Origin of the sequence: Bifidobacterium scardovii JCM 12489 = DSM 13734 (genome assembly GCF_001042635.1) — a bacterium.
GTDB lineage: Bacteria > Actinomycetota > Actinomycetes > Actinomycetales > Bifidobacteriaceae > Bifidobacterium > Bifidobacterium scardovii.
The window spans coordinates 3,082,185-3,096,984 of sequence record NZ_AP012331.1 but is presented as its reverse complement, the minus strand read 5'-3'; the positions used below and the strand labels follow the sequence as shown (position 1 = coordinate 3,096,984).

Below are 14,800 nucleotides of genomic sequence, written 5' to 3'. Positions count from 1 at the left end.
CCCGGCCTACAGGCTGCTGTCCGCGTCCACGCTCATCACGTACACGTTGCGGCGCAGGGCCTTCGCCTGCGCGCGCGTGATGTCGCCGGACTCGACCATGTCCTGGATCACGCCGAGCTCGATGCCGTAGCTCTCGCGCTTCACGTCCTCGGCCTGCACGATGGTCTGCGCGCTGCCGCCCATGTTCGGGCGGGCGCGCAGGGCGGCCTCGCCCCGTCGGTAGTCGAGCAGCAGCGCCGAGCAGTGCTCGGTGTTGTAGCGGCTCCGCCGCATCTCCTCATACAGCCGGTCGATCACGTGCTCGATGGCGTCCAGCTGCAGTTTCCTGGTCGAGGCGAAGATCTCGTCGTCGCTCATCAGCGGCGTGGTACGGCGGATCCTGCTGCTCAGGCGCCTGGCGAGCGTGACCGTGCGGCGCTGCAGCGCGCGGAAGCGGCCCTTGATCTGCCATGCCACATTGCCGGTCTTGCGATCGGTGTCGATGTGGCGCAGCGAGTTCATGATCTGGTCGAGCAGCCGCTCGCAGGCCTCGATCTCCAGCTCCTGCTGGGACTTGTTCGGCGCGGGATGCTGCTTCGCGTCGGCCAGCCGCTGCTTGACATAGTCCTTCTCCCAGCCGAGCGCGTCGATCTGCAGCTGCGCGTACGCCTGCGGGTCGATTTCGCCGGTGCGCTGCTTCAGCCTGGTGATGCGCTTGGTGTAGGAGTCGATCACCATCATGATGGCCCGGCGGTTCTCCGGGGTGACGCGCCCGGTCAGCTCCTCCACGGTGCGGCGCAGCACGTCGATCGTGACCTCGGTCATCTCCTCGGAGGTGTCATGGCGGCGGTTCGGCGCGATCAGGGGCAGCAGGAAGTTCGCCAGCAGCAGGGTGACGATGATCACGCCGCTCGCCACGAAGATCAGCTCGTCGCGCATGGGGAAGGGGCTTCCGCCGGACACCGTGTACGGCACGGTGAACATCAGCGACAGCGTGATGGTTCCCTTGGCCCCGCCGAAGGTCATGACCGCGGCCGAGCGCAGGCGTTCCGGCGTCATCTTGCGCCGCTTGTGCGTGGACTGGTCGCGGGCGATGCGCAGCATGCCGCACACCCACAGGAACCGCAGCGCGACGACCACGAAGGACACCAGCAGAATGACGCCGATCAGCAGCGGATTGCTCACGCCCGGATCGTCCCAGCTGGTGCGCATCGCGTCGGGCAGCAGCATGCCGAGCAGGATGAACACCGCGCCGTTGAGCGTGAACGACAGCACGCCCCACACGCTGGTGGACACGATGTTGGTCCGCGCCACGTTCGGCCCGACGCCGGTCCGGTCGAATTGGATGAACAGGCCGGACGCCACCACGGCGAGGATGCCGGAGACGTGGCCGATGTCCTCGGCTGCCAGATACAGCAGGAACGGCAGGAACAGCTCCATCAGAATGCGCGACGTGGTGGTCTCCCAGCCGAGCGACCGGATGGATTCGAACACCCAGTTGGCGATGAGGCCGATGACGATGCCGAGCACCGCGCCGCCGATGAACGAGGCGACGAAATCCCCCGCGGCCTCGCCGACCTCGAACTGGCCGGTGATGGCCGCCGCGATCGCAAACTGGAAGCCGACGATGCCGGAGGCGTCGTTGAACAGGGATTCGCCTTTGAGCACGCTCAGCTGGCGTTGGGTCAGCGACGCCTCCTTGCCCAGCGAGCTGACCGCCACCGCGTCGGTCGGGCCGAGCGCCGCGCCGAGCGCCAGCGCCGCAGCCAGCGGCACCACCGGCCATATCGCGTGCAGGATGAAGCCGACCGCGATCATGGTCGCGATGGCCAGCCCTATGGCCAGGGACAGTGACAGGTTCAGAGTTTTCAGCAGTCCGGATTTATCGATCTCATGCGCTTCAAGATAGAGCAGCGGTGCGATGAACAGCACCATGAACAGTTCAGGATCGAGGTCCGTGCTCGGGAAAAACGGCAGTTCGGCCACGATGATGCCCAGCACGATCTGCACGAGAGGCGTGGACACCTTGGGGATGAACCGGCTGATGAACGAGGAGAGCACCACCGCCGCCACCACGCATAGGATGAGCTCAAGTACCGCCACGGTTCCTCCCTTGTGGTGCGTCCTCCCTCGACATGCCCAGACTATCAGCCCCCGTCGCGCCGACATGTAACGTTTCTCGCTCAGCGACCGTTCGGTGGCCCGGCCGCTACACTGAATCGCATGACGATTGGCAGGGTGTTTGACGGTGCGGTCGGCGGCGCTATGGCACGCGCCCTCGCGCTGGCCGGCGAGGCCGCGGCCGAAGGGGAGGTGCCGGTCGGCGCGGTGGTATTCGACCGCGACGGAACGATCATCGGCACCGGGCGCAACGCCCGGGAAATCCACGCCGACCCGCTCGCTCACGCGGAGGTGCTGGCGATGCGTGACGCCGCCGAGCGGCTGGGTACGTGGAACCTCGCCGACTGCACGCTGGTCGTGACGCTGGAACCGTGCCCGATGTGCGCCGGCGCCTGCCTGCAGACCCATGTCGGGCGCATCGCGTTCGGGGCGTGGGACGCGAAACTCGGCGCCTGCGGATCGGTATGGGACATCCCGCGCGACCCGCATGTCGGCCACACGCCCGAAATCGTCGGCGGCGTGCGCGAGGAGGAGTGCGCCGCGATGCTCACGGACTTCTTCGCCTTGCGCCGCTGACGGGTCGACGGCGGGTGGGAACGGGTACCCGATCATGTTTTTTCTTTCCTTGTGCATCGAACACTCCGCACGCTGGCAAGGAAAGCCGTCTGCCGTACCATCGAAATGGAACGCAATATACTTCACCGATCTTGAAGGGATAATGCAATGACGCGTATCGAACAATTCCATGGAGCCGCTGCCGCCGACGGTGCCGAGCTGACCGCGGTATACGCCGAACAGCCCGATGCCGGCGTGGCGTTCGCCCTGCTGTTCCACGCCGACGAACTGCCGCGCTTCGTCCATTGGGGCCGCCCGCTGTCCGACGCGCGGACCGTGGTCAACGCATACGACGCCCTGCGCCCGCAGCGCGTGTCCGGCTCGCTCGATTTCACGCCGTGGCCCAGCATCCTGCCGACCCAGGCCGAATCCTGGATCGGAGCCCCCCGCCTGGCTCTGCGCCGCGACGGCGTGGAGCTGTTCTGCAAGTTCACCGTCACCGGCATTGAGACCGCGGATGCGGGAGCCACCGGAACGACCCCGACCGTCACCGTCGACGCGGCGGACCAGGAGCTGGGCGTCGCCCTGACCTGGGTGTGCGAGCTGGAGCCGTCCGGCCTCATCCGCCAGAACATGACCTTCCGCAACACCGCGGACGGCGATCTGGAGGTCGGCAAGGTCGAGCTCGGCTTCCCGGTGCCGCCCAACGCGGTGGAAGTCCTCACCACCGCCGGCCACCATCTGCGCGAACGCAGCCCCCAGCGCCAGCAGCTGGTCAACGGCCGCATCGAAAAGGACGCGATGGTCGGCCGCCCCGACTTCGACGCCTCGCTGATCGCCGCCGGCATCTCCGGATTCGGCTTCGAACGTGGCGAAGTCTACGCGGCGCACCTCGGCTGGAGCGGCAACAGCGTGCTGTCCGCCGAGCGCCTCTGCTACACGACCGGTCTGATCGGCGGCGGCGAAGCCCTGTTCGGCGGCGAGGTCACGCTGCAGCGCGGAGGGACCTATACCACCCCGTGGCTCTACGGTTCGTATGGCGACGGCCTGAACGAAGTGGCCTCACACTTCCATGCCCATCTGCGCGAGGAGCACCGCGCCTGGCGCGAGGCGCACGGCGTGGCGGCCAAGCCTCGTCCCGTGATCCTCAATACGTGGGAGGCCGTGTACTTCGAGCACGACTACGATACGCTGACCGCGCTCGCCGACAAGGCCGCGGAATCCGGCGTCGAGCGATTCGTGGTCGACGACGGCTGGTTCGGCTCCCGCCGCGACGACACCTCCGGTCTCGGCGACTGGCAGATCTCCCAGGACGTGTGGCCGGACGGCGACAAGAGCCTCAAGGCGCTCGCCGACTACGTGCACGGCAAGGGCATGGAATTCGGCCTGTGGTTCGAGCCGGAGATGATCAACCCGGATTCCGACACGTTCCGCGCCCACCCCGACTGGGTGCTCAAGCCCACGCCGAACCGTCTGCCCATGCAGGGCCGCACGCAGCAGGTGCTTGACCTGACCAATCCGGACGCCTACGCATACATTTACGGCGAGATGGACAAGCGCGTCACCGAGCTTGGCATCGACTACATCAAGTGGGATCACAACAAGCTCGTCACCGAGGCGGTGTCCCCGCGTTCCGGCCGCCCGGCCGTGCATGAGCAGGTGTTGGCCGTGTACCGCATCTTCGCCGGCCTCAAGGCCGCGCATCCCGGCCTGGAGATCGAGAGCTGCGCTTCCGGCGGCGCCCGCGTGGATCTGGGCATCCTCGGGCTTGCTGATCGCATCTGGGGTTCGGATTGCGTCGACCCGGTGGAGCGCGCCGACATTCAGCGCTATACGTCGCTGCTGGTGCCGCCCGAGATGATCGGCGAGCACGTCGGCGCAAGCCCGGCGCATTCGACCCACCGCGCCACCAGCCAGGAATTGCGCATGGCGATGGCGTTCTTCGGGCACATGGGCATCGAGTGGAACCTGCTCAAGGAGTCGCAGGCCGATATCGACAAGCTGGGCGAGTGGGTCACCGAGTTCAAGAAGCACCGTGAATGGTTCGCCGTCGACACGTGCGTGCATGCGGACTCCGCCGACCCGGCCGTGCGTCTGGACGGCATGGTCAAGCCGGACAAGTCCGCCGCGTTCTACCGCTTCACGCAGGTCACGACGTCGGCCACCTATCCGGCCGCGCCGGTGCATCTGCCCGGACTCGACCCGGATGCCACGTACCGCATCGTCCCGCTGTGGCTGGATCTCGATCTCGACGGTCTGGGCATCGGCAACGGCCAGTCGGCGCTTGGCTGGTGGAACGAGAACGGCGTTCTGATGACCGGCCGCGCGCTGCAGACTTACGGTCTGCGCCCGCCGAGCCTGCATCCCGCCCAAGCCGTTCTGTTCACCGCCGTGCGTGAGTAGGGGGTACTGTAGCGGGATGCCTTCGCGGGCGCCTGTGGCGCGCCCGCTCACTTCGCCTACGGGACTCCGCTGGAGTCCCGCTTAACGGCTCAGCCCGTCCAAGCCGTTCTGTTCACCGCCGTGCGTGAGTAAGGGACGGCTGTCATGCCCCCCGATGGCGGGGGCTGTCGACGTAGTCGACTGGGGTGGTCGGAACCGAGGTCATGTGCTTCGGTCCCGACCGTCCCCTTACCCGATATAGCGCACGATCACCCGGGAGGCGGCGGCCTTGGCCCAGAGCTGCCAGTCGTGGTTCATGACGGTGAACTGCACGGGCGAGGCCTGGTTGTGGCGGTACCGGCTGATGCCGTCGCGGATCGAGTCGATGCTCATCTTGGCGAGGAAGGCCGATTCGCCGGCGATCATCACCGTGGACGGCATGGCGATATTCGCCACGGTGGCGATCAGCGATCCCAGACGGAAGCAGGTGCTGTCCACCAGGCGCGAGGCCAGCGGCACGCCGGCCTTGGCGTCGGCCGCGAACTCGTCGAACGTGCATGCCTTGCCGACCATCAGCGAATACTGCTCCGCGATCGAATCGTCGGTCAGGCATTGCGAGCAGCCGATATGCCCGGCGACGCAGCGCGGGCCTTCGGGGTCGACCAGCACATGGCCCAGCAGGCCGTAGCTCTTATCCGGATAGCTCACCGGCTCTCCGCGCATGGCCAGCGAATACCCGATGCCGACGCCGATGGTCACCACGGCGAACGCCTCCAGCCCGACGCCCGGCCCGAACCAGCTCGCATCCACGAGCAGCGAATCGATGTCGTTGTAGATGCCGCACGGCATGTCGCACCGCTCCTCGAGCATGGCGCGCAGGTCCACGCCATGGTCCCACCGCAGGAACGGCGCGAAAGTGACGATGCCGTCCTGCTCGACATGCCCGCCGACCGCCACGCCGACCGCCACGGGGTCGGGCAGCAGGGACAGGGCGATCTCCTCCCGGCACTCGCGTACCAGCTCGGCGATCGTATCCGCCACCAGCTGCGGGGATCGGTCGGGGAAAGACCGTTCATGCCGGCCGGACACCACTTCGCCGTGCGCGTTGACCACGGCGGCGACGGCGGATGTGCCGTGCGCCTTGACGCCGATGAAGGTGCGCGCGTTGGCGCACAGCGCCAGTGCGGTCTGCGGGCGGCCCCGCCGGTCCGAACTCTCCTTGGGCACGAACCCCTGCGGCAGGGGGCCGCGCACGACCGTGTCGGCCGGCAGCTCCTCGATCACGCCGGCGTAGATCAGGTCGCTGGTGATGCGCGACAGCGCGCCCTGCGACAGGCCGAGCATCTGAGCGAGCGTGGTGCGCGCGACGGGACCGTATTTCGCGATCGCCTGCGCCACGCGGTGCATGTACTCCGACCCGCTGAACCAATGAGGAAAGTCGTTCCGCAGAGCACCAGATGATGTTTCGTTCGCCACAACAGCCCCTTTGCCTGAAATTCTTTTCCTGAACAACAAAAATACCTTACTTTTATTTTCCACTGTAGCGAGGCGCGCACACGCTTGGAATGAAAACTGCGGTTCCGTATCGTAAAAGCTACCCGATGATCGTGGTGATGACGCTACGGTCGGGCAGGAGAGGCCAAAGGAGTCGTCAATGAAAGCGGATCCCCATTCACGCCACGGATCGATGCGGCGGACGCTGCGTCGCATCGTGACCGCAGCATGCGCGCTTGCCGTCGGTTTCGGCGTCGCGGGCTGCGGATCGTCCACCGCCGGAACCGTGACCTTGGATTTCTTCCAATTCAAATCCGAAGCCGCCGACCAGTTCAAGAAAATGGCTCAGGAATTCGAGTCGCAGAATCCCAACATCAACATCAACATCAACAACTCCGCCGACGCGCAGACCGATCTGCGCACGCGCTTCGTCAAGAACCGCGTGCCGGACGTGATCACCTTCAACGGAGACATCAGCTTCGGCATGTTCGCCGCTTCCGGCGTGTTCCATGATTTCACCGACGATCCGATCGTCGACACGCTCAACGAGAGCATGGTGGAGAACGCCAAGAATCTGGTGCAGACCACCGACCCGGCGAAGAAGCGCCTGTACGGCCTGCCGTTCGCCGGCAACGCCAGCGGCTACATCTACAACAAGGACCTGTGGAAGCAGGCGGGGGTCGACCCGGACAACCCGCCGAAGACGTGGAGCGAGTTCACGGCGATGCTCGACAAGTTCAAGGCGGCCGGCATCAATCCGGTGCAGGCGACGCTCGCCGACGCGTGGACCATCCAGGCGCCGCTGGCGTCGGTCGCGGGCACGCTGGTGGACGCCAGCAAGTATGACGAGCTGAAGACCGGCGAGACCACATTCGACAAGATCTGGACCGAGGCCGGGCAGCGCGTGATCGACGTGCTCAATTACTCGACCGAGGACAAGGGCGTCACGTACCAGCAGGGCACGCAAAACTTCGCCAACGGCAAGGCGGCGATCATCCCGCTCGGCACGTATGCGATCCCGCAGATCAAACTGGTCAACGCCGACATCAACATCGGATTCGCCCAGCTGCCGGCCAACGACGACGAATCCGCGCAGAAGCTCACCTCCGGCGACGACGTGATGCTCACCATGGGCGCCGACACCAAGCACCCCAAGGAAGCGATGAAGTTCATCGAGTTCCTGATGAGTGAGGAGCAACTCAACGAATACGCCGACGCCCAGGCCGCGTTCACCCCGCTCAAGGAGACGCATGTGGGTGACGAGGCGCTCGAGGGCGTGCTGCCGTTCTTTGAGGAGAACAAGCTCGTCGACTTCTGCGACCACTACATCCCCAGCTCGATCAACATCGGCGGATACCTGCAGACGATGGTGACCAGCGGCAACATCAAGCAGTTCACCACCTCGATGCAGACCGAGTGGGACAAGGTCCAGGCCAGGAACTTCACGGAGTAAAGGAAAGGAGAGCATCATGACCACCGCAACCGCGTCTCGCGCCGCGAGCAAGCCAAGCAAGACCAGCAAGCCGAACAAGAAGAAGGTCTCCGCCTTCTCCGACCGCAAGGTCGACCGCGCCTACTACTGGATGACGGTCCCCGCCGCGCTGATCTTCGCGTTCTTCCTGTACTGGCCGTTCCTGCAGGGCATCATGTATTCGTTCACGAATTCCCAGGGCTACGGCGACTACCAGTTCATCGGGCTGAAGAACTACATCGCCCTGTTCCAGGATGGCCGCGTGGGCCACGCCTACCTGTTCACCTTCCTGATCGCCATCGCCATCACCGTCGGCATCAACCTGATCGCCATGTTCCTGGCCGTGGCCCTGAACGGCAAGATCGCCTTCAAGAACGGCTTCCGCGCCATCTACTTCATCCCCTACACCCTGTCGGTGCTGGTCATCGGCTACGTGTTCAAGTACATCTTCATGACGCCGCTGCCGGCGCTCGGTAAGGCGCTGGGCATCAAGTGGCTGTCCGAGTCGATGCTCACCAGCGACACGCTCGCCTGGTTCCCGATCGTCTTCCTGGCCATCTGGCAGGGCGTGGCCTACTCCACGCTGCTCTATCTGGCAGGCCTGCAGACCATCGACGCCGAAATCTACGAGGCGGCCGCGCTGGACGGCGTGAACGCCTGGCAGAACTTCTGGAAGATCACCTTCCCGATGATCGGCCCGTTCTTCACCATCAACCTGGTGCTGAGCATGAAGAACGCGCTGAGCACCTTCGACCAGGTGGTCGCCCTGACCGGCGGCGGTCCGAACTCGAAGACCGAGACCGTCACCTACCTGATCTTCAAGGGCGGCCTGACCGGCGGCGAATACGCCTACCAGACGGCCAACGCCGTGCTGTTCTTCATCGTCCTCGCGATTATCGCATTCGTTCAGCTGAAGTTCTTCTCCGGTAAGGAAGAGGTGTGACCGATATGACCTCCGCAATCGAAACCCCGTCGCCGCAGACCAGTTCGGTGGTCCGCCAGGCTCGCAACGTCGCCGCCTCCCAGCACGGTGCCGCCGATCGCAAAGCCCGCAAGAACGCGGCGTTCCACAAGGACCATAAGGTCAATTGGTGGCTGACCGCGGTCGTCGCGGTGTTTTCGCTGACGATCCTGATCCCGCTGTACTTCACGATCGTCACCGCGCTGAAGACCCCGGCCGAGGCCGGAACGTTCAGCCTGCCGACCACGTGGGAATGGCACAACTTCGCCGACGCCTCCGCCAAGGTCAACTACCCCAAGGCCGCGCTCAACTCCGCGATCGTCACGGTGCTCGCCGTGGCGCTCACCCTGCTGACCAACACCTTCGTGGCCTACGCCGTGGCCCGCAACATGGACAAGCGGTTCTTCCGCTTCCTGTACTACTTCTTCTTCGCCGCCATGTTCGTGCCGTTCCCGGTCGTCATGCTGCCGCTCGCCAAGCAGATGGGCTCGCTGCATCTCGACAATCAGGTCGGCCTGATCCTGCTGTACGTGATCCTGGGCCTGGGTACGAACCTGTTCATCGCCACCGCGTTCATCCGGTCGATCCCGGTGTCTCTGGAGGAGGCCGCCCGCATGGACGGCGCCGGAACGTGGCGCATCTTCTGGCAGATCATCTTCCCGCTGATGGGACCGATCAACGCCACCATCGCGATCATGACCGCGCTGTGGGCATGGAACGACTTCCTGCTGCCGTTGATCATCCTGACCGATCAGTCGAACCAGACGATCCCGCTCGCCCAGTACGTGTTCAGCTCCCAGTTCGCCACCAACTACCCGATGGCGTTCGCCAGCTACCTCATGGCCATGGCCCCGATCCTCGTCGTCTACATCTTCGCCCAGAAGTGGGTGATCAGCGGAGTGATGAGGGGCGCGGTGAAGTAGCGGGCCGTAGGCCCTGCTTCCATCTTCGCAATGACCCACCGCAGCGGCTCCCCCGATACGTCAGGGGAGCCGCTGCGATTTTCTTTCCGCCACACCCAAGCATCCCCCTGATGGGAATGAAAAAGACGGTTGCGTAAGCTTGGGCATCAAGCGATACGCAGCAAAACCAAAGGAGCCAATGATGACTGCTTTCAACCGCCCGATCATCCCCGATCTCATCCGTACGAACGGCGCCACCCCGAATCCGTGGTGGTCGAACGCGGTGGTCTACCAGATCTACCCGCGTTCCTTCCAGGACACGAACGGCGACGGCTTCGGCGATCTCAAGGGCATCACCTCCCGTCTCGACTATCTGGCCGATCTCGGCGTCGACGTGCTGTGGCTGAGCCCGGTCTATAAGTCCCCGCAGGACGACAACGGCTACGATATCTCCGATTATCAGGACATCGACCCGCTGTTCGGCACGCTCGACGACATGGACGAGCTGCTCGCCGAGGCGCATCAGCGCGGCATCAAAATCGTGATGGATCTGGTCGTCAACCACACCTCCGACGAGCACGCATGGTTCGAGGCCTCGAAGGACAAGACCTCCGACTACGCCGACTGGTACTGGTGGCGCCCGGCCAAGCCCGGCCACGAGCCCGGCACCCCGGGGGCCGAGCCGAACCAGTGGGGGTCCTACTTCGGCGGCTCCGCATGGGAGTACGTGCCGGAACGCGGCGAGTACTACTTCCACCAGTTCTCCAAGAAGCAGCCCGATCTCAACTGGGAGAACCCGGCTGTGCGCAAGGCCGTGTACGCCATGATGAACTGGTGGCTGGATCGCGGCGTCGACGGCTTCCGCATGGACGTGATCACGCTGATCTCCAAGCGCACCGACGCCAACGGCAAGCTGCCCGGCGAAGCCGGCTCCGAACTCGAGGATCTGCCAGTGGGCGAGGAAGGGTATTCCAACCCGAATCCGTTCTGCGCCGACGGTCCGCGCCAGGACGAATTCCTGGCCGAAATGCGCCGTGAAGTGTTCGCCGGCCGCGAGGGCTTCCTCACCGTGGGCGAGGCCCCGGGCATCACCGCCGAGCGCAACGAGTACATCACCGACCCCGCGAACGGCGAGCTGGACATGCTCTTCCTGTTCGAGCACGTCGACTTCGACTGCGACGGCGTCAAGTGGAAGCCGCGCGCATTGGATCTGCCGGGCCTCAAGCGCATCATGGCCAGCTATCAGAACGCGGTGGCCGAGGCCGGCTGGGCCAGCCTGTTCACCGGCAACCACGATCAGCCGCGCGTCGTGTCCCGCTGGGGCGACGACACCTCCGAGGAGAATCGCGTGCTCTCCGCGAAGGCGCTCGGCCTGATGCTGCACCTGCACCGCGGCACCCCGTATGTGTATCAGGGCGAGGAACTGGGTATGACCGACGCGCACTTCACGTCGCTCGACCAGTACCGCGATCTTGAGTCGATCAACGCGTTCCGCCAGCGCGTCGAAGAGGCCAAGGTGCAGGACGCCGAGTCGATGCTGGTCGGTCTGGCCGCCCGCAGCCGCGACAACGCCCGCACGCCGATGCAGTGGGACGCCTCCACGTACGCCGGCTTCACCGCGCCGGATGCCACCACCGAGCCGTGGATCTCGGTCAACCCGAACCATGCCGAAATCAATGCAGCCGGCGAGTTCGACGATCCGGATTCGGTGTACGCCTTCTACAAGAAGCTGATCGCGCTGCGTCACGGGAACGAGGTCGTCGCGGCCGGCGATTGGCAGCTGATCGACGCGCAGGACGAGCACGTCTACGCCTTCACCCGTACGCTGAATGACGATCGTCTGCTGGTGATGGTCAACCTGTCCGGGCGCACCGTCGACGTGCCCGCCGCCTCCGCCGCGTTGCTGCCCGACACGTTGGACGAATCCGCCATCGTGATCGGCACGTATGACGCGGCCCATGCCGTGGCATCGCTCGCCTCCCGCGAGCTCGCCGCATGGGAAGGCGTCGTCGTCAAGCTCTGATCGGGGCAAGTCGCCTGCCGGTTCATCGCAAAAGCTCCCTCCGGCGAGGGGGCTTTTGCCGTATTGCGGCGCGTTATCGTGCGTTGCGGAGCCTGGGGACGCGCTCGCGCCACGATTATCGGGGGGAGCTCTTGGCGCCCCGACGTTTTACAATACCGAGTATGGAACAGAAAGACGTCCTCAAAGCATTGCAGCGTGACCATGCGGCCGAATTGAAGAAGGCCGCCGAGCGGTTGAAGGGGACCGCCCGCCATACGGAGATCATTCCGTCTCCCGCCCTGTCGGAGATGACCGGCCATGAGATTCTGCTCAAGCCGGAGAACCTGCAGGTGACCGGTTCCTTCAAGATTCGCGGCGCCTACAACAAGATCGCATCCCTGTCCGAGGAGCAGCTCGCCCGCGGTATCGTCACCGCGTCCGCGGGCAATCACGCGCAGGGCGTGGCCTATGCGGCGCGTGAGCGCCATGCCAAGGCCACGATCTGTATGCCGCAGATCACCCCGCCGCTGAAGGTGGATGCCACCAAGGCGTACGGCGCCGATGTGGTGCTGTACGGCGATGTGTTCGACGAGGCCGCGGCCTATGCCGCCAAGCTGAGCAAGGAACAGGGCATGATCTACGTGCCGCCGTTCGACGATTACGAGGTGCTGTGCGGCCAGGGCACGATCGGCATGGAAATCCTCGAGGATGTGCCCAACGTCACCGATGTGGTCGTGCCGCTCGGCGGTGGCGGGCTGGGCGCCGGCGTGGCGCTCGCCATCAAGACCTTCAAGCCTGAGGTGCGTGTGATCGGCGCCATTCCGGAAGGAAGCCCCGCATTCAAGAATTCATTCGCCGCGGGGCATGTGGTGCCCGCCGAACAGGTGGTCACTTCGGCCGAAGGCGTTGCCGTCAAGCACCCGGGCGATCTCACTTTCGCGCTGCTCAACGAATTCCTTGACGATCTGGTCACCGTCACCGAGCGCGACATCAATGAGATGATCCTGCTGATGCTCGAAAAGCACAAGCTGGTGGTGGAGGCCGCGGGCGCGGTGTCGCTGGCCGCACTGGAGCATCTGAACCTGCGTTCGCGCAAATTCGCGTCCGCTCCCGGGCCTCATGTGGTGGTGCCGATCCTGTCCGGCGGCAATATCGATACGGTCACGATGGGCGCGGTGATCCAGAAGGGCATGATCGCCCGCGGCCGCATCCTGAACTTCGAGGTCGAACTGCCCGATACCCCGGGTCAGTTGGTCAAGGTGGCCACGCTGCTCGCCGAGCAGCGCGCCAACGTCATCCAGCTGGATCATGACCAGTTCAAGGCTTCCGGCCACTATACGAATGCGGTGTCGCTGGGCGTCACGGTGGAGACGAACGGGCCGGATCACATCGACCGTATCCTCGCGGCGCTCAAGGAAGCCGGCTTCCAGCCCAAGCGCATCTACTGAGGTACCGAAGCGGCGTGAGCCGCGATGGCATGTGTCACCTGTCTTCTATGCGATGTGCCCCGCTGAGAATCTTCTCAGCGGGGCACATCGCATAGAAAGGGCAGAGCGCATTAGTTTTCTGCGGCGATCGTCTCTTCCACGAGTCGCGGCAGCGCGACGGCGATGTCCTCATGGATCAGTCGCGTGGCGAGCCGGTCGTACTGCGTGCGTCCCATATTCATGATCGTGATCGGCACACCGGCTTGCGCGGCGACCGGCACCAGCGACGCGGCCGGAAATACCTCAAGCGTCGACCCGATCACCCAGAACTCATCGGCTTCCCGCGCGCGCTTCATCGACTTTTCCATCGCGCCGTCCGGCAGGGCCTCGCCAAAATAGACGACGTCCGTCTTGATCAGGCCGTTGCACGGCATATTGCCGCTGTACGGCAGGTTGCGGTGGCAGTGCGGGTCCGGTTCCTCGTCAAGATGGGCCATGATGTCGGCCGTATCGTATTTCGCGTGGCACTTCATGCAATGCGATGTGCCTATGGTGCCATGCAGGTTCACGATCACGTCAGGCGAATTGCCGGCCTTCTCATGCAGGGCGTCGAAGTTCTGCGTCGCCAGAAGAGTCAGCATACCGGCCCGCTCAAGCGTGACCAGGGCTTTGTGCGCGGTGCCCGGCTGCGCGTTCCATACGGGCGATTCCTTCTGCCATCGCCAGGAGTATTCGCGCTCCTCCTTATCGGCAAGGAACGCGTCGATGTCGTAGACGCTCATTTGCTCGGGGTGCTTGGTCCATACGCCATCAGGCCCACGGAAGTCGGGGATCCCGGCGGAGGTTGAAATGCCCGCACCGGTCAATACTGCGATTTTCTTCGTCATATACATAGGTATACCCGTTTTCCCGTTTCCTCGCGCCGGCCCGTGTGGGATCCGCACATGAGCCCGATGAGGTCCCGGCAAGGGGCCCTTGCGCTGAAGAATCGTCGCGGATATCGCTTGTACACGAGGTGAACGGCGATTGAACCTTGCGAGAAAGAGCTCGACACGCCGGGGTGAACGCTATTTCGTTTACATGGAGGTGCATTTTCGGGGGTTTAATATGACTGTAGATGGTCGAAAACGCTGTTTTCGACACGCCGATGGATTGCTGTTGTTGCAGTGTTTTGGCGTGTTTTTGTCGTGTGTGGTTTGCGTGTTGGTGGGGGTTGGTGTAAGTTTATCTCTTGCTGCCCGGCGCGGCGGGTTCTGGTTCCTTGGTTGGTTCGGGGTCCGGTTCGCTGGTGTGGTGGTGGTTTGAGAACTCAAGAGTGTGTTTGTACTACTTCTTTATAGTCAATGATTGCCAGTTCATTCCAAGCCTTGCCTTGTGGTGGGGTTCCCTGGGAGGGGTTGAATTGGAGTGAGGTTTTTAGTGTGAGGATCCTTCCTTATAGGATTCTTCTGTCATTTTCTTTTTTGGAAAATAGTTTGTGAGTCATCTTTCGGATGCTTTTCATGT

10 protein-coding genes are annotated in these 14,800 nt (G+C 64.1%); 7 read left to right on the top strand and 3 right to left on the bottom strand.

Going from position 1 to position 14,800, the window contains the following annotated elements; translation table 11 throughout:
* Positions 1-6: 6 nt before the first annotated feature.
* Positions 7-2,082: a cation:proton antiporter gene (locus BBSC_RS12415; RefSeq protein WP_033518320.1), complete on the bottom strand. Its 2,076-nt coding sequence runs from the start codon at positions 2,080-2,082 to the stop codon at positions 7-9.
* Positions 2,083-2,202: 120 nt separating this feature from the next.
* On the opposite strand from BBSC_RS12415, the gene BBSC_RS12410 reads away from it, so the two are divergent.
* Both BBSC_RS12410 and BBSC_RS12405 read left to right on the top strand, forming a co-directional pair.
* On the top strand, positions 2,203-2,676 hold the full coding sequence (locus BBSC_RS12410) for a nucleoside deaminase (RefSeq protein ID WP_046726195.1): 474 nt from the start codon (positions 2,203-2,205) through the stop codon (positions 2,674-2,676).
* A 147-nt stretch (positions 2,677-2,823) separates the two neighbouring features.
* Entirely contained in the window at positions 2,824-5,058 is a 2,235-nt protein-coding gene (locus BBSC_RS12405) for an alpha-galactosidase (RefSeq protein WP_034535531.1), read from the top strand.
* Positions 5,059-5,286: 228 nt separating this feature from the next.
* Here the strand turns inward: BBSC_RS12405 and BBSC_RS12400 are convergent, their stop codons facing one another.
* Positions 5,287-6,444: an ROK family protein gene (locus tag BBSC_RS12400; RefSeq protein ID WP_046726194.1), complete on the bottom strand. Its 1,158-nt coding sequence runs from the start codon at positions 6,442-6,444 to the stop codon at positions 5,287-5,289.
* Positions 6,445-6,691: 247 nt separating this feature from the next.
* On the opposite strand from BBSC_RS12400, the gene BBSC_RS12395 reads away from it, so the two are divergent.
* The 5 genes from BBSC_RS12395 to ilvA all read left to right on the top strand — a co-directional run bounded on the left by BBSC_RS12395 (position 6,692) and on the right by ilvA (position 13,315).
* A complete protein-coding gene (locus BBSC_RS12395; protein WP_033519980.1) occupies positions 6,692-7,984 on the top strand; it encodes an ABC transporter substrate-binding protein in 1,293 nt (430 codons plus the stop codon).
* A 16-nt stretch (positions 7,985-8,000) separates the two neighbouring features.
* Positions 8,001-8,945: a carbohydrate ABC transporter permease gene (locus BBSC_RS12390; protein WP_033519979.1), complete on the top strand. Its 945-nt coding sequence runs from the start codon at positions 8,001-8,003 to the stop codon at positions 8,943-8,945.
* Between the two features lie 5 nt (positions 8,946-8,950).
* The gene (locus tag BBSC_RS12385; protein ID WP_081893089.1) at positions 8,951-9,886 is read left to right on the top strand and encodes a carbohydrate ABC transporter permease; all 936 of its coding nucleotides are present in this window, start codon (positions 8,951-8,953) and stop codon (positions 9,884-9,886) included.
* Between the two features lie 181 nt (positions 9,887-10,067).
* Positions 10,068-11,888, top strand: coding sequence for a glycoside hydrolase family 13 protein (locus BBSC_RS12380; RefSeq protein WP_033519977.1), 1,821 nt, complete (start codon positions 10,068-10,070; stop codon positions 11,886-11,888).
* A gap of 161 nt (positions 11,889-12,049) precedes the next feature.
* Entirely contained in the window at positions 12,050-13,315 is a 1,266-nt protein-coding gene (ilvA, locus tag BBSC_RS12375) for a threonine ammonia-lyase (RefSeq protein WP_033519976.1), read from the top strand.
* Positions 13,316-13,425: 110 nt separating this feature from the next.
* Here the strand turns inward: ilvA and BBSC_RS12370 are convergent, their stop codons facing one another.
* Positions 13,426-14,181, bottom strand: a complete 756-nt coding sequence (locus tag BBSC_RS12370; RefSeq protein WP_033519981.1) for a Sir2 family NAD-dependent protein deacetylase — start codon at positions 14,179-14,181, stop codon at positions 13,426-13,428.
* Positions 14,182-14,800 lie beyond the last annotated feature (619 nt).

Coding starts and splice junctions, on each gene's coding strand:
- BBSC_RS12410 (WP_046726195.1), top strand. CDS start 2,203: ATGACGATTGGCAGGGTGTTTGACGGTGCGGTCGGCGGCGCTATGGCA.
- BBSC_RS12405 (WP_034535531.1), top strand. CDS start 2,824: ATGACGCGTATCGAACAATTCCATGGAGCCGCTGCCGCCGACGGTGCC.
- BBSC_RS12400 (WP_046726194.1), bottom strand. CDS start 6,444: ATGCACCGCGTGGCGCAGGCGATCGCGAAATACGGTCCCGTCGCGCGC.
- BBSC_RS12395 (WP_033519980.1), top strand. CDS start 6,692: ATGAAAGCGGATCCCCATTCACGCCACGGATCGATGCGGCGGACGCTG.
- BBSC_RS12390 (WP_033519979.1), top strand. CDS start 8,001: ATGACCACCGCAACCGCGTCTCGCGCCGCGAGCAAGCCAAGCAAGACC.
- BBSC_RS12385 (WP_081893089.1), top strand. CDS start 8,951: ATGACCTCCGCAATCGAAACCCCGTCGCCGCAGACCAGTTCGGTGGTC.
- BBSC_RS12380 (WP_033519977.1), top strand. CDS start 10,068: ATGACTGCTTTCAACCGCCCGATCATCCCCGATCTCATCCGTACGAAC.
- ilvA (WP_033519976.1), top strand. CDS start 12,050: ATGGAACAGAAAGACGTCCTCAAAGCATTGCAGCGTGACCATGCGGCC.
- BBSC_RS12370 (WP_033519981.1), bottom strand. CDS start 14,181: ATGACGAAGAAAATCGCAGTATTGACCGGTGCGGGCATTTCAACCTCC.